Below are 20,107 nucleotides of genomic sequence, written 5' to 3'. Positions count from 1 at the left end.
ACGTTGGCCGCCGCAGGACTCGGCGGGCTCGGCGCGCTGCTGAGGACGGTCCGCTACGAGGTGCTGCCGGCGAGGACCACCGAGGAGAAGGTCCTCGCCCATGTCCCGCGGGACGTCGTCGTCACCGTGACGGCGTCACCGGTCAAGGGCCTGGAACCGACCCTCGACCTCGCCGGCCGGCTGGCCGCGCACGGGTACCGCACGGTCCCGCACGTCCCCGCCCGGCTCCTGCGGGACGACCTGCACCTGAAGGAGGTCGTGGACCGGCTGCGCGAGGCGGGCGTGGACGACGTGTTCGTCCCGGCGGGCGACGCCGACCCGCCGGCCGGACCCTACGAGGGGTCGCTGCCGGTGCTACGCCGCCTGAGCGAGCTGGGCGGGCCGTTCGCCCGCGTCGGGGTCACCGGCTATCCCGAGAGCCACCCGCTCATCCACGACGACGTCACCGTCCAGGCGATGTGGGACAAGCGCGAGCACGCCACGTACCTCGTGAGCAACCTCTGCTTCGACCCGCGGGTGCTGGGGGAGTGGCTCGGGCGTATCAGGCGCCGGGACGTGACCCTGCCGGTCCATGTCGGCGTCGCGGGGCCCGTGCAGCGGGCGAAGCTGCTGGCCATGGCGACGAAGATCGGGGTGGGGGAGTCGGCCCGTTTCCTGACCCGGCACCCGTCGTGGTTCGTGCGCCTCGCCGCGCCCGGCGGCTACGCGCCTCACACGCTGCTCGCCCGCACGCGGAACGCCCTCACAGACCCGGCGTCCAAGGTTGCGGGGCTGCACCTGTTCACCTTCAACCAGATCGCGGAGACGGAGCGGTGGCGGCGGTCCCTGCTGGACCGGTTGGAGGGCTGAGCACACCGCTCCCGCGCCGCCTGCCGCCGCCACACGACTCCAAAAACGCAACGCCGGACGGGCTCTTCGCCCGTCCGGCGTTCGTATGCGGAAGTCGTACCGCTCAGCGGAAGACGACCGTGCGGTTGCCCTCGACCATCACGCGGCTCTCGCTGTGCCACTTCACGGCGTGCGCGAGCACCTGCGCCTCCACGTCCCGGCCGACCGTGACCAGCTCGCCCGGGTCCAGCGAGTGGTCCACCCGCACGACGCCCTGCTCGATGATCTGGCCCTCGTCCAGGTCCGACGTCACATAGTGCGCCGTCGCGCCGACGAGCTTCACCCCGCGGTCGTAGGCCTGGTCGTAGGGGCGTGCGCCCTTGAAGCTGGGGAGGAAGGAGTGGTGGATGTTGATGGCGCGGCCCTCGAGCTGCTTGCACAGGTCGTCGGAGAGGATCTGCATGTAGCGGGCCAGCACCACCAGGTCGATGTCCAGGTCACGGACGAGTTCGAGCAGTCGTGCCTCGGCCTCCGGCTTGGTGTCCCGGGTCACCGGGACGTGGTGGAACGGAATGCCGTACGTCTCCGCGAGCTTCTCGAACTCCTGGTGGTTGGAGACGATCGCGGGGATCTCGATGTTGAGCGCGCCCGCCCGCTGGCGGAAGAGCAGGTCGTTCAGGCAGTGCCCGAACTTGGACACCATGATCAGCGTCCGGGTCGGCGTGGCGGCGTCGCTGAGGGACCACGAGATGCCGTAGGCCTGGGCGACGGGGCCGAAGCGGTACCGCAGGCCCTCCAGATCGACGTTCGGGTCGGAGACGTCGAAGTGGACCCGCATGAAGAAACGGCCCTGGAGCCGGTCGTCGAACTGCTGGCTTTCCAGGATGTTGCCGGAGTTCCTGACGAGATAGCCGCTCACGGCGTGAACCAGCCCGGCACTGTCGGGGCAGGAAAGGGTGAGGACGAACTCACGGCCAGGCTGCGGGCGGGGGAACCTTTTGGACACGACGGCCTCCGTCGGTGCGTATTGCACAACAAGGTGAGCGATACGCAACATGGTCGGCTCGGCGCCGCCTGCGGTCAAGAGTGGGCGGGGAAGTGACCGCATGGCCAAATCGTCATCCGCCAATGTCTTGACGTCTGTCTGGCCAGCCGACAGGGTGTTCCATCACAAGCAATCGGGTGCACGATGCGCAACGGATTCGGTCGGAAGGCTCGGCGCGTGGCAGACCTGTATGTGAATGGCGAATGGCGGGCCCCGGTGGCCGGCGGTCACCGGGAGATCCGATGTCCCGCTGACGGGACGCTCACGGCGACCGTATCGGAAGGAACGCGCCCCGACACCGAGGCGGCGATCGCCGCGGCCCGGGAGGCCTTCGACGCCGGCCCCTGGCCGGGTACCCCCGAGCGTGAGCGCGGCGCACTCCTGCTGCGCACCGCCGACCTGATCGAGCGCGACGCCGAGGTCTTCGCCCGCGCGGAGTCCCTGGACACCGGCAAGCGGGTGGTGGAGAGTGCGTACGACATCGCCGACGTCGTCTCCTGCTTCCGCTACTACGGCGGCATCGCCGGAACCGACGCGGGCCGGGTCATCGACACCGGCCGCAATGACACCGTCAGCCGCGTCGTGTACGAGCCGATCGGCGTGTGCGCACTGATCACCCCGTGGAACTACCCTCTGCTGCAAGCCAGTTGGAAGGTCGCCCCGGCCCTCCTGGCCGGCAACACGATCGTTTTGAAGCCCAGCGAACTCACCCCCTCCACCTCGATCCTGCTGATGAAGGCGCTCGAGGAGGCCGGGCTGCCGGCCGGCGCGGCCAACCTCGTCCTGGGCGCCGGCCCCGAGGTCGGGGCTCCGCTGTCCGAGGACCCCCGCGTCGACATGGTCTCCTTCACCGGCGGCCTGGAGACCGGCAGGCGCATCATGGCCACCGCCGCCGCGACCGTGAAGAAGGTCGCGCTGGAACTGGGCGGCAAGAACCCCAACGTCGTCTTCGCCGACGCCGACTTCGACACGGCCGTGGACTTCGCCCTCACCGCGGTCTTCCTGCACTCGGGCCAGGTGTGCTCGGCCGGCGCCCGGCTGATCGTCGAGGACTCACTGCACGACCGCTTCGTCGACGAGGTCGTCCGCCGCGCCCGGCTGATCCGCCTCGGCGGCCCCTACGACGACGAGGCCGAGACCGGAGCGCTCATCTCCGCACAGCACCGGGACAAGGTCGAGGCCTATGTCGCGGCCGGCCTCGCCGAGGGAGCCGTACTGCGCTGCGGCGGCGCACGCCCCGACGACCCCGCCCTCGCGGGCGGCCACTACTACCCGCCCACCGTGCTCGACGAGTGCCGGCAGGACATGCGCGTGGTGCACGAGGAGTCGTTCGGCCCGGTGCTCACCGTGGAGCGCTTCACCGACGAGGACGACGCCGTACGCATCGCCAACGACACCGAGTACGGACTCGCCGGGGCGGTGTGGACGCAGGACGCCGGCAAGGCGCAGCGGGTCGCCCGGCGGCTGCGGCACGGCACGGTGTGGATCAACGACTACCACCCCTATGTGCCGCAGGCGGAGTGGGGTGGTTTCGGGCATTCGGGTGTGGGCCGGGAGCTGGGACCGTCCGGTCTGAACGAGTACCGAGAGCCCAAGCACATATGGCAGAACATCCAACCCCGGCCGCAGCGCTGGTTCAGCGGCTGAACGCCGAAAGAAGGTCGAACATGACCACCCAGACCGAGGTGCCGCAGCGGCGCGGCACCCCCCAGGACTCGGGTCCCACCCCGGTCATCTCCGTGCGCAGGCTGTGGAAGGTGTTCGGGCCGAAGGCCGACCGGGTGCCGGAGTCCGAGGAGCTGTGCGGTCTCACCCGGCGTGAGCTGATGGACCGGACCGGCTGCACCGCCGCCGTGCGCGACGTGCACTTCGACGTCTCGCCCGGCGAGGTCTTCGTCGTCATGGGGCTGTCCGGCTCCGGCAAGTCCACCCTGGTGCGATGTCTGACCCGGCTGATCGAGCCCACCGCGGGCGAGATCGTCTTCGAGGGCGAGGACATCCGCCAGGCCGACGACAAGCGCCTGCGCGACCTGCGCCGCCGAAAGTTCTCCATGGTCTTCCAGCACTTCGGGCTGCTGCCCCACCGCCGGGTCGTCGACAACGTGGCCTTCGGCCTGGAGATCCGGGGGATGGGCAGGGCCGAGCGTGCCAAGCGGGCACTGGAGGTCGTCGAGCTCGTCGGCCTCGCCGGCTACGAGAACTCCTACCCCGACCAGCTGTCCGGCGGCATGCAGCAGCGCGTCGGCCTGGCCCGCGCGCTGGCCGGCGACCCCGACGTGCTCTTCTTCGACGAGCCGTTCTCGGCGCTCGACCCGCTGATCCGCCGCGACATGCAGAACGAGGTCATCCGCCTGCACCACGAGGTCGGCAAGACCATGGTGTTCATCACCCACGACCTGTCCGAGGCCCTCAAGCTGGGCGACCGCATCCTGATCATGCGGGACGGCAAGATGGTCCAGTGCGGCACCGGCGACGAGCTGGTCGGCGCCCCGGCCAACGACTACGTGCGCGAGTTCGTCAAGGACGTGCCGCGCGGCGATGTGCTCACCCTGCGGTGGATCATGCGGCCGCCGGCGGACGGCGACGCCCTGGACGGCCCCGAGCTGGGCCCCGACGTCGTGGTCAAGGAGGCCACCCGCGCGGTGCTCGCGGCCGACAAGCCCGTCAAGGTCGTAGAGAACGGCAAACTGCTCGGCATCGTCGGTGACGAGGAGATCCTCGCCGTGGTCGCCGGGCAGGAAGGCGGCGCCTGATGACCGTCGTCGTGGAGAAGACCGAGCCGCCGGGCCGACCGGAGAAGACCCGGCCCGCCGAGGAGCCGGCCCCGGCCGCGGAGCCCCGCAGGATCAGCCGCTCCCTGGTCCTCGGCGCGATCCTGGCCGTCTGGCTGGTGCTGTTCGCCGTCCTGCGCGGCAAGCAGACCCTCGCGCTCGGGGCGGCGGACCTGACCGATCTGCACCGGTGGTTCAACGACGTCAACGACTCGATCGGCGCGAACCGCAACTCCAACCCGCTGTTCCTGTACTTCTTCAACGAGATCCGCCTGGTCATCGATTCCGTGGCCACCTTCGTGCAGGAGCTGATCTCCCAGCCCTCCGTCGGCCGGCCCCTTCCGCAGATCGGCTGGCTCGGCGTCGTCGGCATCGCGGGCTATGTCTCCTGGGCCTTCGGCAACTGGCGGGTCGCGCTGCTGGCGGTGGCCGGCTTCACCTTCCTCGGCCTGCAGGGCCTGTGGCAGGAGAGCATGGACACCCTGGCGCTCACCGTCTCCGCGGTCCTGGTGGCGCTGCTGTTCGGGATCCCGCTGGGCGTGTGGGCGGGACTGTCCGACCGGGTCAACCGGATCATCACGCCCCTGCTGGACTTCATGCAGACGATGCCGACCTTCGTCTACCTCGCCCCGCTGACCCTGTTCTTCCTCATCGGCGGAGCCTCCGCCACCATCGCCACGGTGATCTACGCGGCGCCACCCGCGATCCGGATCACCGCGCACGCCATCCGGACCGTGCCGAAGACGACGGTGGAGGCGGCCGACTCGCTTGGGGCGACGCGCCGGCAGGCCCTGCTGAAGGTCCTGCTGCCGATGTCCAAGCGGACCGTGGTGATGGGCGTCAACCAGACCATCATGGCCGCCTTGGCCATGGTGACCATCGCGGCCCTCATCGACGCTCCCGGCCTCGGCAAGACCGTCGTCCAGGCGCTCCAGTCGCTCGACGTGGGCACCGCCTTCAACGCGGGCCTGTCCATCGTCGTCATGGCGATCGTCCTCGACCGGGTCACGACCGCGGCGAGCGCACGCGAGGAGGAGGCCCGACGTTCCAAGAACCGGTTCCTCGCCTGGCGGCGGCCGCTGCTCGGCGCGGGCGCGGTCGTCACGGCCGTCCTGGTCTTCATGTCGCACACCTATGTGTGGGCGGCCGAGTTCCCCGGCGAGGGCGGCATCGGCAGCTCCATCGCGAGCGCGGCGGACACCACGACGACCTGGGTGCAGGACAACCTGTCGGGTATCACCAACACCGTCCGCGACATCGTCACCAACGGGCTGCTCAACCCGTTCCAGTCGCTGCTCACGGACTCCCCGTGGTGGCTCGTCGGCGCCGTGCTGATCGCGCTCGGCGTCGTCCTCGGCGGACGTCGGGCCGGAATCACCACAGCGGTGTGCGTGGGACTGCTTCTCGCCACCGGGATGTGGTCGGACAGCATGACGACGCTGGCCTCGACGGTGGTCGCCACCCTTCTCGTGATGCTGCTCGGCGTCGGCTTCGGCGTGTGGATGGGCCGAAACCGGCTGGTGGACCGCGTGCTGCGGCCGAGCCTGGACGCGGCACAGGTCATGCCGCCGTTCGTCTATCTGGTGCCGTTCCTCGCGTTGTTCGGCGCGACCCGTTTCACGGCGATCGTCGCCGCGATCGTCTACGCGGCCCCCGTCGCCATGAAGATCATCGCGGACGGGGTGCGGAACGTGCCCCCGGCCACCGTGGAGGCGGCCACCTCAGCCGGGTGCAACACCTGGCAGATCATCACCAAGGTCCAGCTGCCGATGGCGCGCGGTGCCCTGACTCTCGCCACGAACCAGGGCCTGATCTACGTGCTGTCGATGGTTGTGGTGGGCGGCCTGGTAGGGGCGGGCGCCCTCGGCTACGACGTCGTGGCCGGATTCTCGCAGGGACAGCTGTTCGGGAAGGGGCTCGCCGCAGGGCTCGCCATCGTCCTTCTCGGAGTCATGTTCGACCGCATCACCCAGGCCGCGGCGCGGCGTACCGGCGCATAAGGAGCAACAGATCATGGCAAGGCAAGCAAGACGATGGAGCGTCGGCGCGGCCGGCATGGCGGTTCTCGGCCTCACCCTCACCGCGTGCGGTGGTGCGAAGGTCGGCGACAGCTCCTCGGACGCGGGCGGCTCGGGCAGCTCCGCCAAGTGCGGCACCTTCAACCTCGCGGTCAACCCGTGGGTCGGTTACGAGGCGAACGCGGCGGTCATCGCCCACGTCGCGCAGAAGGACCTCGGCTGCAAGGTCACCAAGAAGGACCTCAAGGAGGAGATCGCCTGGCAGGGCTTCGGGACCGGTGAGGTCGACGCGGTCGTCGAGAACTGGGGTCACGACGACCTGAAGAAGAAGTACATCACCGGCCAGAAGACCGCCGTGGACGCCGGTGCGACCGGCAACGAAGGCCTGATCGGCTGGTACGTGCCGCCGTGGCTGGCCAAGGAGCACCCGGACATCACGAACTGGGAGAACCTCGACAAGTACGCGGCGAAGTTCAAGACGTCCGAGTCCGGTGGCAAGGGCCAGCTCCTCGACGGCGACCCGTCGTTCGTCACCAACGACGAGGCGCTGGTCAAGAACCTGAAGCTGGACTACAAGGTCGTGTACGCGGGCAGCGAGACGGCCCTCATCCAGACCTTCCGCAAGGCGGAGAAGAACAAGGAATGGGTGATCGGCTACTTCTACGAGCCCCAGTGGTTCATGTCCGAGGTGCCGCTGGTGAAGGTGAAGCTGCCCGACTACAAGGAGGGCTGCGACGCCGACGCCGAGAAGGTCGCCTGCGACTACCCGGTCTACAAGCTGGACAAGATCGTCAGCAAGAAGTTCGCCGACTCGGGCAGCCCCGCCTATGACCTGGTGAAGAACTTCAGCTGGACGAACGACGACCAGAACATCGTGGCCAAGTACATCGCCGTGGACAAGATGACGCCCGAGGCCGCGGCCGAGAAGTGGGTCGACGCCAACCGCGCGAAGGTGGACGCCTGGCTCAAGTAGCCGCACGGACCGGCGTGGGCAGCCGGTCGGACCCTGCCCGGTGGGCGGTGCGCGCGGGATGCGCGCCGCCCACCGGGCATCGCCGTGTCCGGGCCCTTTTCTCCCCCTGTTTTCCGAGGTCCCGGGCCCCTTGACACCCACCTGCGCGGAAGGCACATTGAGTTGCGCAACCTGAACCGCGTTGCGTAAACAGCAACTCGATCGGCTCGGCTGATCAACAGACCGGAGGTGCGGCGATGGCGGGACCCCGAGTGGTCATCATCGGAGCGGGAGTCGTGGGAGCGGCTCTCGCGGACGAGATCTCCGCGCGAGGCTGGACCGAGGTGACCGTGGTCGACCAGGGACCGCTCCCCGCCACCGGAGGCTCCAGCTCGCACGCCCCCGGACTGGTCTTCCAGACGAACTCCTCCAAGACGATGACCGAGCTGGCCCGCTACACCGTCGAGAAGTTCTGCTCCCTCGACGTCGACGGCAAGCCCTGCTTCCTCCAGGTCGGCGGCCTCGAAGTGGCCACCACCCCCGAGCGCCTGACCGAACTGCGCCGCCGGCACGGCTGGATCACCGCCTGGGGCATCGAGGCCCGCCTGCTCACCGCGGACGAATGCCTCGAGCAGCACCCCCTGGTCAACCCCGACAAGGTCCTCGGCGGCCTCCTGGTCCCCACCGACGGCCTCGCCAAGGCGGTCCTCGCCGTCGAGGCGCAGATCCGCCGGGCCGCCGAGCGCGGCGTGGCCTTCCTGTCGCGCCACGAGGTCCTCGACGTCCTGAAGGCCGACGGCGAGGTCACCGGCGTCCTCACCGACCAGGGCGAGATCCCCGCGGACATCGTCGTGTGCTGCGCCGGCATCTGGGGCCCGAAGATCGCCCGCATGGCCGGCATGAACCTCCCACTCACCCCGCTCGCCCACCAACTCGCCTGGACCGGCCCGATCCCGGCGCTCGCCGGCCAGACCGAGGAGGCGATCCGGCCGATCCTGCGCCACCAGGACGCCGACCTCTACTACCGCGACCGCTTCGACGGCATCGGCATCGGCTACTACGGCCACCGCCCGATGCCCATCACCGCCGACGAGATCCTCTCCGTGGACGAGGCCGACGACATGCCGTCGGTCCTGAAGTTCACCGAAGACGACTTCGCGGACGCCTGGACCGAGACCCAGGCGCTGCTCCCCTCCACCAAGGAGGCGAAGATCGAGGAGGGCATCAACGGCCTGTTCTCCTTCACCACCGACAACTTCCCCCTCCTCGGCGAGTCACGGGACGTCAAGGGCTTCTGGGTCGCCGAGGCGGTCTGGGTCACCCATTCCGCCGGCGTCGGCCGGGCCATGGCCGAATGGCTGGTCGACGGCTACTGCTCCTCCTTCGACCTGCACGAGTGCGACGTCAACCGCTTCGAGCCGCACCAGCTCGCCCCGGAGTACGTCCTGGCCCGCGACTGCCAGAACTTCGTCGAGGTCTACGACATCCTCCACCCCCTCCAGCCGTCCGGGGACCCGCGCCCGATCCGCACCAGCCCCTTCCACGCCCGCCAGCAGGATCACGGCGCCTTCTTCCTGGAGGCGAACGGCTGGGAGCGCCCGCAGTGGTACGAGGCCAACGCCGGCCTCGTCGAGGGCCGTTCCATCCCCACCCCGGGCGACTGGGCCGCACGGTTCTGGTCGCCGATCGTCGGCGCCGAGGCCCAGGCCACCCGCGAGACCGTCGCGATGTACGACATGACGGCCCTCAAGCGCCTGGAGGTGAGCGGCCCCGGCGCCGCCGACCTCCTGGAGCGCCTGTGCACCGGCAAGGTGGCCAAGTCCGTCGGCTCGGTGACCTACACCCTCTTCCTCGACCACGACGGCGGCATCCGCAGCGACGTCACCGTCGCCCGGCTCGCCCACGACACCTTCCAGATCGGCGCCAACGGCAACCTCGACCTGGACTGGATCACCCGGCACCTCCCGGCCGACGGCACCGTCCAGGTCCGTGACATCACCCCCGGCACCTGCTGCGTCGGCCTGTGGGGCCCGCTGGCCCGCAAGGTCCTCCAGCCCCTCACCGACGCCGACTTCTCGAACGACGGCCTGAAGTATTTCCGCGCCAAGCGCGCCTACATCGGTTCGGTGCCCGTCACCGCCATGCGCCTGAGCTACGTCGGCGAACTCGGCTGGGAGATCTACACCACCGCCGACCAGGGCCAGAAGCTCTGGGACACCCTGTGGCAGGCGGCCCGGCCGCTCGGCGGCGTCATCGCCGGCCGCGGCGCCTTCAACAGCCTGCGCCTGGAGAAGGGCTACCGCTCCTTCGGCACCGACATGACCTACGAGCACGACCCCTACGAGGCCGGCGTCGGCTTCGCCGTCAAGCTCGACAAGGACGACTTCGTCGGCAAGGCCGCCCTGCTGCGCCGCAAGGAGAACGTCCGGCGCAAGCTGTCCTGCCTCGTCATCGACGACCCCCGGTCGGTCGTCCTGGGCAAGGAGCCGGTCCTCGACGGCGACCGCCCCGTCGGCTACGTCACCAGCGCCGCCTACGGCTACACCATCGGCAAGGGCATCGCCTACGCCTGGCTCCCGACGGAACTCACGGCCCCCGGGACGGTGCTGCACATCGGCTACTTCGACCAGCGCGTCGAGGCGGTCGTCAGCGAGGAGCCCCTGTTCGACCCCACCATGTCCCGCCTCCGTGGCTGACCCCCGGCCACGACCGAAGAGGGAAGGAACACCGCCGGTGAACGCAACTCTGCTCGACGGCAAGGCGACCGCCGCCGACATCCGCCGCGAACTCACGGAGCGCGTGGCCAAGTTGACCGCCGCCGGCGACCGCCCGCCGGGTCTCGGCACCGTCCTGGTCGGCGAGGACCCCGGCAGCCACGCCTATGTCGCCGGCAAGCACCGCGACTGCGCCCAGGTCGGTATCGCCTCCATCCGCCGCGACCTGCCCGCCGACGCCACCCAGCAGCAGGTCGAGGACGTCATCGACGAACTGAACGCGGACCCGGCCTGCACCGGCTACATCGTCCAGCTCCCGCTGCCCCGCCACCTCGACGCAGGCGCCGTCCTGGAACGCATGGACCCGGCCAAGGACGCCGACGGACTCCACCCCGTCAACCTGGGCCGGCTCACTCTCGGCGTGGACGCCCCGCTGCCGTGCACCCCGCGCGGCATCGTCGAACTCCTGCGCCGCCACGACGTACCGCTCGCCGGCGCCCGGGTCTGCGTGGTCGGCCGGGGCATCACGGTCGGCCGTCCCATCGGCCTGCTGCTCACCCGCCGCTCCGAGAACGCCACCGTGACCCTGTGCCACACCGGCACCAAGGGCCTGGCCTGGCACACCCGCGAGGCCGACATCGTCATCGCGGCGGCCGGCTCACCCGGCCTGATCACCAAGGACATGCTGCGCACCGGCGCGGCCGTCCTGGACGTCGGCATCACCCGCACCGACCAGGGCCTGGTCGGCGACATCCACCCGGACGCCGCCCAGGTCGCCGGCTGGATCGCGCCGATGCCCGGCGGCGTGGGCCCCATGACCCGCGCGATGCTGCTGGCCAACGTCGTCGAGGCCGCCGAGAGGAACGCCACCGCCGTATGAACGCGCACGCCCCCCAGTACCCGCAGCACCCGTACCCTTCGGAAGACGGAGACGTCCGATGAGCCCCCGCACCCCCGGCGCAGACCTCCCCGAGCACCCCGACTGGCTGTGGCGCGACCCCGAGCCGAAGAAGTCGTACGACGTCGTGATCGTAGGCGGCGGCGGACACGGCCTGGCCACCGCCCACTATCTGGCGAAGAACCACGGCATCACCGATGTCGCGGTGCTGGAGAAGGGCTGGCTCGGCGGCGGCAACATGGCCCGCAACACCACGATCATCCGCTCCAACTACCTGTGGGACGAGAGCGCCGGCATCTACGAGCACGCCCTGAAGCTCTGGGAGGGACTGGAGGAGGAGCTCGACTACCCGATCCTCTTCTCCCAGCGTGGTGTGCTGAACCTCGCGCACAGCCTCCAGGACGTCCGCGACAGCGTGCGCCGCGTGGAGGCCAACCGCCTCAACGGCGTGGACGCGGAGTGGCTCGACGCCGACGGCGTCAAGGAAGTCTGCCCCATCGTCAACATTTCCCAGGACGTGCGCTACCCGGTCCTCGGCGCCACCTACCAGCCGCGCGCCGGCATCGCCAAGCACGACCACGTGGCCTGGGGCCTGGCCCGCTCCGCCGACGCGGCCGGCATCGACATCATCCAGAACTGCGAGGTCACCGGCCTCGACGTGGTCGACAACCGGGTCGTCGGCGTCCGGACGACTCGTGGCCGCATCGCGGCGGGCAAGGTCGCCCTCTGCTCGGCGGGCCACACCTCGGTCCTCGCCGCCATGGTCGGCATCCAACTCCCCGTCCAGTCGCACCCGTTGCAGGCCCTCGTCTCCGAGCTCCTGGAGCCGGTGCACCCCACGGTCGTCATGTCCAACGCCGTGCACGTGTACGTCAGCCAGGCACACAAGGGCGAGCTGGTGATGGGTGCGGGCATCGACGCGTACAACTCGTACACCCAGCGCGGCGCCTTCCACATCATCGAGGAGCAGATGGCCGCGGCCCTGGAGCTCTTCCCGGTCTTCGCCCGCGCCCACGTCCTGCGCACCTGGGGCGGCATCGTCGACGTCAGCCCCGACGCCTCGCCGATCGTCGGGCTCAGCCCCGTCGACAACCTCTACCTCAACTGCGGCTGGGGAACCGGCGGTTTCAAGGCCACCCCGGGCGTCGGCTGGGTCTACGCCCACACCATCGCCCACGACACCCCGCACGCCCTCAACGCCCCCTTCTCGCTCGACCGTTTCACCACCGGCGCGCTCGTCGACGAGCACGGCGCGGCCGCGGTGGCCCACTAGGGAGCCCAACCATGCTGCTCATCCCCTGCCCGTGGTGCGGGCCCCGCGACGAGGCCGAGTTCCACTACGGCGGCCAGGCCCACGTGGCCTACCCCGAGACCCCCTCGACCCTCACCGACGAGGAGTGGGCCCGCTACCTCTTCTTCCGCGACAACACCAAGGGCCCCTTCGCCGAACGCTGGAGCCACGCGGCGGGCTGCCGCCGCTGGTTCAACGCGATCCGCGACACCTCGACGAACGAGATCCTGACGGTGTACCGCACGGGCGAGGACCGCCCGGAAACCCCGGACCCGAGCCCGGCCCATTCAGCCCGTCCGGGGGTCCCCCCTCTGGGGGAGCTTGAGGACGAGGCCGTCCAGGCGGAACGGGGGTCTGGGGACAGCGCCCCCAGGGACGGGACGGGAAGGGGCGGCGGGGGCGAGACAACCCAACCGTTCCGCCACCCCACCCGAGGCCGCATCGACCGCGACACCCTCCTCACCTTCACCTTCGACGGCACCGAGTACCAGGGCCACCGAGGCGACACCCTCGCCTCCGCCCTCCTCGCCAACGGCGTCATCCAGGTCGGCACCAGCATCAAGCTCGGCCGCCCCCGAGGCATCTTCTCCGCCGGCGTCGAGGAGCCCAACGCCGTCATCCAGATCGAGGAACCATTCCCCGAACCGATGCTTCCCGCGACGACCGTCGAGCTGTACGACGGCCTGGTCGCCACCAGCCTCCCCGGCCAGGGCCGCCTCGCCACCGAACCCGACCCGGCCCGCTACGACGCCGTACACGCCCACTGCGACCTGCTGGTCGTCGGCGCGGGACCGGCGGGCCTCGCGGCCGCCGCCGCGGCGGCGCACAGCGGCGCCCGCGTGATCCTCGCCGCCGACCAGCCCGAGCTCGGCGGCAGCCTCCTCGGCACCGCCGAACACCTCGACTGGGTGGCCGAGACCGCCGCCCTGCTCGACGCCGCCCCCGAGGTCCGCGTCCTTCGCCGCACCACCGTCTTCGGCTACTACGACGACAACCACCTCCTCGCCGTCGAGCGCCGCACCAACCATCTCGGCGCCGCCGCCCCGGAGAACGTCTCCCGGGAACGCGTCTGGCGCATCCGCGCCCGTCGCGTGGTCCTCGCGACCGGGGCCCACGAACGCTCGCTGGCCTTCGCGGACAACGACCGCCCCGGCGTGATGCTGGCCTCCTCGGCCCGCACCCACGTCAACCGCCACGGCGCCCTGCCCGGCCGCCACGCGGTCGTCTTCACCACCAACGACAGCGCCTACGCGGCAGCCCTGGACCTCGCCTCGGCGGGCCTCGCCGTCACGGCGATCGTCGACACCCGCCCCGAACCGGGGGAGTGGGCCGAGCGTGCCCGGGCCGCCGGCATCGAGGTCCTGGCCGGGCACGCCGTCACCGGCACGCAGGGCGAGGCCCGCCTCACCGCCGTGACCGCCGCCCCCTACGGCGAGTCCGCCGGGCAGCGGGAGTTCCCCGCCGACCTGCTGCTGGTGTCCGGCGGCTGGAACCCGGTGGCGCACCTGTTCAGCCAGTCCGGCGGCAAGCTGCGCCACGACGAGACACTGGGCTCCTTCGTGCCCGACACCGCCCGCCAGGCCGTCGAGGTCGTGGGCGGCGCGAGCGGTCTCCTCGACCCGGCCGCCGTCCTCGCCCAGGGCGCCGCCGCCGGCGCCCGCGCGATAGAGGCCGAGGGGTACACGGCCGAGGCGCCCCGCCTCCCGGCGGTGGCCGCGCAGCCCGCCCCGACACCGCCGATGCACGTGTTTGTCGTCCCCGGCGAGTCCGAGGCTCCCCGGTTCGTCGACCTCCAGCGTGATGTCACGGTGGCCGACCTGGCCCGCGCGACCGGCGCCGGCCTGCGCTCGGTCGAGCACACCAAGCGGTACACCACGGCCGGCACCGCCAACGACCAGGGCAAGACCTCCGGCGTGCTGGCGAGCGGCGCCGTCGCCGAACTGCTCGGCGTGGACGTCTCGGCCCTCGGGACGACCACCTTCCGCCCGCCGTACACACCGGTCTCGTTCGCCGCCCTCGCGGGCCGCGACCGGGGCGTGCTGAGCGACCCGGTCCGCACGACGGCCCTGCACGAGTGGCATGCCGGGCACGGCGCGCTGTTCGAGAACGTCGGTCAGTGGAAGCGCCCCTGGTACTACCCGCAGGCCGGGGAGGACATGGAGGCCGCAGTGCTGCGCGAGTGCGCGGCGACCCGCGAGGGCGTGGGCTTCATGGACGCCTCCACCCTCGGCAAGATCGACGTCCAGGGCCCGGACGCCGGGGTCTTCCTCGACCTGCTCTACACCAACATGATGAGCACCCTGAAGGTCGGCATGATCCGCTACGGCGTGATGTGCCGCCCGGACGGCATGGTCTTCGACGACGGCACCGTCATCCGGGTCGACCGGGACCGCTACCTGGTCACCACGACGACCGGCAACGCCGCCGCCGTCCTGGACTGGATGGAGGAGTGGCTCCAGACGGAGTGGCCCGGACTGAAGGTGCACTGCACGTCCGTGACCGAACAGTGGGCCACCGTCGCCCTGGTCGGCCCGAGGTCCCGTGAGGTGCTCGGCTCCCTCGCACCCGGGCTCGCCGTCGCCAACGAGGACTTCCCGTTCATGGCCTGGCGCGAGACGACCGTCGCGGGCGTCGAGGCCCGGGTCTGCCGGATCAGCTTCTCCGGCGAACTCGCCTACGAGATCAACGTGTCGCCGTGGGAGGCCCTGACCGTCTGGGAGGCCCTGTACGAGGCCGGAGCCCCGTACGGCATCACCCCGTACGGCACCGAGACCATGCACGTCCTGCGCGCCGAGAAGGGCTACCCGATCATCGGCCAGGACACCGACGGCACGGTCACCCCTCAGGACCTCGGCATGAGCTGGGCGGTCTCCAAGAAGAAGCCCGACTTCATCGGCAAGCGCTCCTTCGCCCGCGCCGACACGGTGCGCCCGGACCGCAAGCATCTCGTCGGCCTGCTCCCCGAGGACCCGGCCGCGTTCCTCCCCGAGGGCACCCACCTGGTCGCCGACAGCGTGCTGTCGGCCCCGCCCGTGCCGATGCTCGGCCATGTCACCTCCAGCTACCGCAGCGCCGCCCTCGGCCGCACCTTCGCGCTCGCCCTTATCAAGGGCGGCCGGGACCGCATCGGCGAGCGGCTGTACGCCCCCGTGGGCGACCGACTGGTCCCGGTGACCGTCGCGAGCCCCGTCCTCTACGACCCCGAGGGAGCCCGCCGCGATGGCTGACACCGCCCCGACCTCCCGGCCCCGCAGCCCGCTGGCCGGGGCCGCCGACCGGCTGGCCGCCGTCACCCGTGCCTCCGGGGGCACGATCGGGCTGGCCGAACTCCCCTTCCTCACCCAGCTCGACGTGCGTCTCGAGGCCAAGGGGGCGGCGGCCGACGCCGTCGGCCTCGCACTGGGTCTTCCGCTGCCCCTGGAGCCCGACACCGTCGTCCGCGCGGGGGAGCTGACCGCGCTCTGGCTCGGCCCCGACGAGTGGCTGCTCGTGGGGCCGCCGGGCGGGGAGCGTGAACTGGAGAGCCGGATCCGGGAGGCCGCGGGAGAGGAGCCGGTCGCGGTCACCGACGTCTCCGCGCAGCGCACCACGGTCCTGGTCGCCGGCGGGGGCGCCCGTGACCTGCTGGCCCACGGCTGCTCGCTGGACCTGCATCCGAGGGCCTTCCGTCCCGGCCGCTGTGCCCAGACCACCCTGGGCCGCACCCAGGTCGTCCTGGTCGCGCGTGAGGAGCCCAGCGCCGGTTTCTGGATCCTGGTCCGCTCCTCGTTCGCCGGGTATCTGGCCGACTGGCTGCTCGACGCGGCCACGGAGTACGTCCGAGTCACCCCTGCGGGGTGACCCCGTCACCCCTGTGGGAGCTCCGGTGAAGGGCTCCCACAGGGCTGTGTGCGGCAGGGCGTGCGCACCTGTCACGTGTCCCGCCCACGAGTCCCGCCCACGCGTCCTGTCAGCACGTCGAAAGTCGGACACCAGTGATCGTCACGGCCCCCGCCACCGGCAGACCCCCGTGTCCGGGAACGCCGGACCTGACTTTGGACCTGTCTCCGCATGGCCTTCCGCGGCCCGGCCGGACGCTGGTCATGGGCGTCGTGAACGTCACGCCGGACTCGTTCTCCGACGGCGGCCTGTCGTTCGCCGAGCACGCTGCCGTGACGCACGGGCTCGCCCTGCTGGAGCAGGGCGCGGACATCGTGGACGTGGGCGGGGAGTCGACCCGCCCCGGCGCGCTGCGCCCACCGGTCGAGGAGGAGCTGCGACGGGTATTGCCCGTCGTCCGGCGTCTCGCGGCGGCGGGCGCGGTCGTCAGTGTCGACACCATGCGGGCGGAGGTCGCCGCCCGCGCCCTGGAGGCGGGCGCACGGCTGGTCAACGACGTGTCGGGGGGCCTCGCCGATGCCGGGATGCTGCCCCTGATGGCGCGGGCGGGAGTGCCGTACGTGCTGATGCACTGGCGTGGCCACTCCGCCGGGATGCAGGCGAACGCCGTCTACGGCGACGCGGTGGGGGAGGTGCTCGGCGAAGTGCGGCTGCGGATCGACGCCGCTCTGGAGGCGGGCGTCCCGCCCGGGTCGCTGATCGTCGATCCCGGGCTGGGCTTCGCCAAGGCGGCCGAGCACAACTGGGAGCTGCTGGGCCGCCTCGGGGAGATCCGCGCGCTGGGCCGTCCCGTCCTGCTGGGCGCGTCCCGCAAGGCGTTCCTGGGGCGCCTGCTGGCCGACCCGACGACAGGGGAACCGCGCCCGGCGCGCGAGCGTGACGCCGCGACCACCGCGGTGTCCGCACTCGCCGCCGCTCAGGGCGTCTGGTGCCTGCGGGTGCACGATGTCGCCTCGACGCTGGACGCCGTGCGGGTGACCGCCCGCTGGGGCGTCGAGACGGCGGCGGCGCGGGCGCCGCTGGGCTGAGTGCCCTTCTCGGGCGGTCAGCCCAGGTAGCCCATTCTGCGGCTGATCTCCCCCGCGCCCCGCGTCAGCACGGGCACGAGCTCGCGCATGCGTTCCTCGGTGAAGCGGTAGGCCGGGCCGGAGGCGCTGAGCGCGGCGATGACCTCGCCCTCGCGGGAGCGGATCGGGGCCGCCATCGCGTGCAGTCCGATCTCCAGCTCCTCCATCGTCACCGCGTAACCGAGCTCGCGCGCCTCGGTGAGGTCCTTCTCCAGCTTCGTCCTGGTGGTGAGGGTGTGCGGCGTCAGCTTCCGCAACCCGGACGCCTCCAGCACCTCGGCCCGCCGTCGCTCCGACAGATGGGCCAGCAGGATCTTGCCGCTGGACGTGGCGTGCACGGGGGTGAGCTGACCGACCCAGTTGTGGGTGCCGACCGCGCCGGGCCCGCGTACCTGGTGGAGGTTGACCGCGTAGTGCTCCTGCAGCACCGCGATGTTGACGGTCTCGCCGATCTCCTCGCTGAGCCGCTCGCAGACCTGCCGGCCCTGCTGGGTGATGTCGAGTCTGCCGGTGACGGCGCCGGCGAGCCGCACGATGCCGAAACCGAGCCGGTACTTGCCCCGTTCGGCGGTCTGCTCGACCAGTCCGCGTGCCTCCAGCGCCCCGAGAAGCCGGAACGCGGTGGACTTGTGGACGTCGATCTCGGCGGCGACCTCGCTGACACCGGCCTCGCCGCGCCGGGCGAGGATCTCCAGGACGCTGACGGCGCGGTCGACGGACTGCACACCGTTCACCGCAGACCCTGTTGTTGCGTCCTCTGCCGCGTAGTTGCTCATGATGCAACTATACGCAGTCGCGTCCGGAGATCCCGAGGTGTCCGCGGCAAGGATCGGCGCTGGCCGGAACCGGTCGCCCGCATGGTCGCACGGCCCCTCCCGTCCGGGGAAGAGGGTGGCGCCGAGGGGGCATGCGCAAGTCGATGCGGTCGACCTCTTGACAGGGGGAGTCGCCGACGGGACAGTTTGGTCGTCGTTGCTCATAGTGGAGATTGTTGCGCTATACGGAACATGACGAATCGGGCTCACTCCCTCCCCCTTTCAGCGTTTCCGCTTTCCCGCCGACAGCTCCGGGGAGCGACCGCCGTCCTCCCGCCATCCAGCACATCCGGCCGAAGCACGGATTCGGCCGTCCCTCGACGAGGAGATCGACCGTGACGCACGAGGTACGCGCCGTCGTCGCCCGCAGGAGGGGCGCGCCGGTCTCGGTGGAGACCGTCCTGGTGTCGGACCCCGGCCCCGGAGAGGCGCTGGTGCGGGTGCAGGCCTGCCCGGTCGCCTCCGGCCACTCGCCCGGCGCGGTCCGCCTCCACTCACGCATCCCCCGAAGGTGACTCGATGACCCTCGCGAATCTGCCGCCCAGCCTCATCCCCACGCTGCCCGGCGAGTACTACACGGACCCCGCGGTCTTCGCCCAGGAACAGGAGCGGGTCTTCGAGACCATGTGGTTCTGCGTGGCCCGCGCCTCCGAGCTGGCGAAACCCGGGGCCTTCCGCACCTGCCAGGTCGGACGGGAGAGCGTCCTCGTCTCCCGCTCCCGGGACGGGTCGGTCAGGGCCTTCCTGAACGTCTGTCGGCATCGCGGGGCCAAGCTGTGCACCGAGGAGTCCGGCGAGGTCAAGCGGGCCTTCCAGTGCCCGTACCACGCCTGGACGTACGGTCTGGACGGCAAGCTGGTCGCGGCGCCGAACCTGACCAAGATGCCCGACGTCGGCCGCACCGAGTACGGCCTGGTGAGTGTCGCCGTGCGGGAATGGCTCGGCTACGTCTGGGTCTGCCTCGCGGAGAACCCGCCGTCCTTCGAGGAGGACGTCATCGGTGAGGTCGTGGCCCGCCTGGGCGACGTCGAGTCGATCGAGCGGTACGACATCGACAACCTGTCCGTCGGGCGTCGGATCACCTATGACGTGAAGGCGAACTGGAAGCTCGTCATCGAGAACTTCATGGAGTGCTACCACTGCGCGACGATCCATCCCGAACTGACCGAGGTGCTGCCGGAGTTCGCGGACGGGTACGCGGCCCAGTACTACGTGGGCCATGGCGCGGAGTTCGGTGAGGAGGTGCGGGGGTTCACGGTGGACGGCTCCGAGGGCCTGGACCGCATTCCGGGGGTCGCCGAGGACCAGGACCGGCGTTACTACGCGATCACCGTGCGGCCGCAGGTGTTCATCAACCTCGTCCCCGACCACGTGATCTTCCACCGGATGTACCCGGTGGCGGCCGACCGCACGATCGTCGAGTGCGACTGGCTTTATCTGCCGCACGTCGTCGAGAGCGGCAAGGACGTGGAGCGTTCGGTGGAGCTGTTCCACCGGGTGAACCAGCAGGACTTCGACGCCTGCGAGCGCACCCAGCCCGGCATGAGCTCACGGCTGTACGCCAAGGGCGGTGTGCTGGTGCCCAGCGAGCACCACATCGGCGAGTTCCACACCTGGCTCCAGAACCGGCTCGACGCAGGGGACGGAGGAGGCGCAGGAGACGCAGGACTCGCGCACTGACCCGGCCCGGTCCCTCGAGCCCCCGTCCACCTGCCGCTCCGGTCCCGGCGGCAGGTGGACGGGCCGCGGTCGTAGACGTTGCGGTCGACGCAACGTGGAGCGTCATCAGGAACAATCGGTGGTCCGCCCTCTTGACACTCCCGAGTTCC

Annotated in this window: 14 protein-coding genes and 1 pseudogene; 13 read left to right on the top strand and 2 right to left on the bottom strand. The window is 70.9% G+C overall.

The annotated features are described in order from the left end of the window. Nucleotides 1-3 precede the first annotated feature (3 nt). Entirely contained in the window at nucleotides 4-849 is an 846-nt protein-coding gene (locus tag QA802_RS00885; protein WP_334517379.1) for a methylenetetrahydrofolate reductase, read from the top strand. 103 nt (nucleotides 850-952) lie between these two features. Here QA802_RS00885 and purU read toward each other — a convergent pair whose 3' ends face one another. Beyond that, nucleotides 953-1,834 (bottom strand): formyltetrahydrofolate deformylase, encoded by an 882-nt coding sequence (gene purU / locus QA802_RS00880; RefSeq protein WP_334517377.1) that lies wholly within the window; start codon nucleotides 1,832-1,834, stop codon nucleotides 953-955. Nucleotides 1,835-2,050: 216 nt separating this feature from the next. Between purU and QA802_RS00875 the strand changes: the two genes are divergently transcribed. The 10 genes from QA802_RS00875 to folP all read left to right on the top strand — a co-directional run bounded on the left by QA802_RS00875 (nucleotide 2,051) and on the right by folP (nucleotide 17,424). Continuing rightward, nucleotides 2,051-3,520 (top strand): aldehyde dehydrogenase family protein, encoded by a 1,470-nt coding sequence (locus tag QA802_RS00875; protein ID WP_334517375.1) that lies wholly within the window; start codon nucleotides 2,051-2,053, stop codon nucleotides 3,518-3,520. Between the two features lie 20 nt (nucleotides 3,521-3,540). Then, nucleotides 3,541-4,626: a quaternary amine ABC transporter ATP-binding protein gene (locus tag QA802_RS00870; protein WP_334517374.1), complete on the top strand. Its 1,086-nt coding sequence runs from the start codon at nucleotides 3,541-3,543 to the stop codon at nucleotides 4,624-4,626. Beyond that, nucleotides 4,626-6,644: an ABC transporter permease gene (locus QA802_RS00865; protein WP_334517372.1), complete on the top strand. Its 2,019-nt coding sequence runs from the start codon at nucleotides 4,626-4,628 to the stop codon at nucleotides 6,642-6,644. Before QA802_RS00870 ends, QA802_RS00865 begins: the two co-directional genes overlap by 1 nt. Before the next feature lie 13 nt (nucleotides 6,645-6,657). After that, nucleotides 6,658-7,635 (top strand): ABC transporter substrate-binding protein, encoded by a 978-nt coding sequence (locus QA802_RS00860; RefSeq protein WP_334517370.1) that lies wholly within the window; start codon nucleotides 6,658-6,660, stop codon nucleotides 7,633-7,635. Nucleotides 7,636-7,871: 236 nt separating this feature from the next. Further along, nucleotides 7,872-10,310 carry a GcvT family protein gene (locus tag QA802_RS00855; RefSeq protein ID WP_334517368.1) on the top strand — a complete coding sequence of 813 codons (2,439 nt, stop codon included), beginning with the start codon at nucleotides 7,872-7,874 and terminating at the stop codon, nucleotides 10,308-10,310. Nucleotides 10,311-10,347: 37 nt separating this feature from the next. After that, entirely contained in the window at nucleotides 10,348-11,208 is an 861-nt protein-coding gene (locus tag QA802_RS00850) for a bifunctional methylenetetrahydrofolate dehydrogenase/methenyltetrahydrofolate cyclohydrolase (protein ID WP_334517367.1), read from the top strand. A 58-nt stretch (nucleotides 11,209-11,266) separates the two neighbouring features. Further along, complete coding sequence (locus QA802_RS00845) at nucleotides 11,267-12,499, top strand: sarcosine oxidase subunit beta family protein (protein ID WP_334517365.1); 1,233 nt, start codon at nucleotides 11,267-11,269, stop codon at nucleotides 12,497-12,499. 11 nt (nucleotides 12,500-12,510) lie between these two features. Beyond that, complete coding sequence (locus QA802_RS00840; protein ID WP_334517363.1) at nucleotides 12,511-15,744, top strand: sarcosine oxidase subunit delta family protein; 3,234 nt, start codon at nucleotides 12,511-12,513, stop codon at nucleotides 15,742-15,744. Next, nucleotides 15,737-16,357, top strand: a complete 621-nt coding sequence (locus QA802_RS00835) for a sarcosine oxidase subunit gamma (protein WP_334517361.1) — start codon at nucleotides 15,737-15,739, stop codon at nucleotides 16,355-16,357. The genes QA802_RS00840 and QA802_RS00835 overlap by 8 nt, the downstream gene beginning before the upstream one ends. 242 nt (nucleotides 16,358-16,599) lie before the next feature. Continuing rightward, a complete protein-coding gene (folP, locus tag QA802_RS00830; RefSeq protein WP_334517360.1) occupies nucleotides 16,600-17,424 on the top strand; it encodes a dihydropteroate synthase in 825 nt (274 codons plus the stop codon). A gap of 17 nt (nucleotides 17,425-17,441) precedes the next feature. Here folP and QA802_RS00825 read toward each other — a convergent pair whose 3' ends face one another. Beyond that, nucleotides 17,442-18,239, bottom strand: a complete 798-nt coding sequence (locus QA802_RS00825; RefSeq protein WP_334517358.1) for an IclR family transcriptional regulator — start codon at nucleotides 18,237-18,239, stop codon at nucleotides 17,442-17,444. Between the two features lie 374 nt (nucleotides 18,240-18,613). Here QA802_RS00825 and QA802_RS00820 point away from each other — a divergent pair. Together QA802_RS00820 and QA802_RS00815 are read left to right on the top strand one after the other, a co-directional pair. Then, nucleotides 18,614-18,736 (top strand): annotated as a pseudogene (locus QA802_RS00820) (S-(hydroxymethyl)mycothiol dehydrogenase); the annotation flags it as partial. Nucleotides 18,737-18,797: 61 nt separating this feature from the next. Then, a complete protein-coding gene (locus QA802_RS00815; protein WP_334517356.1) occupies nucleotides 18,798-19,958 on the top strand; it encodes an aromatic ring-hydroxylating oxygenase subunit alpha in 1,161 nt (386 codons plus the stop codon). Nucleotides 19,959-20,107: the final 149 nt, after the last annotated feature.

Origin of the sequence: Streptomyces sp. B21-105, from assembly GCF_036898465.1 — a bacterium.
Lineage (GTDB): Bacteria > Actinomycetota > Actinomycetes > Streptomycetales > Streptomycetaceae > Streptomyces.
This window is presented reverse-complemented; position numbering and strand designations above follow the sequence as displayed.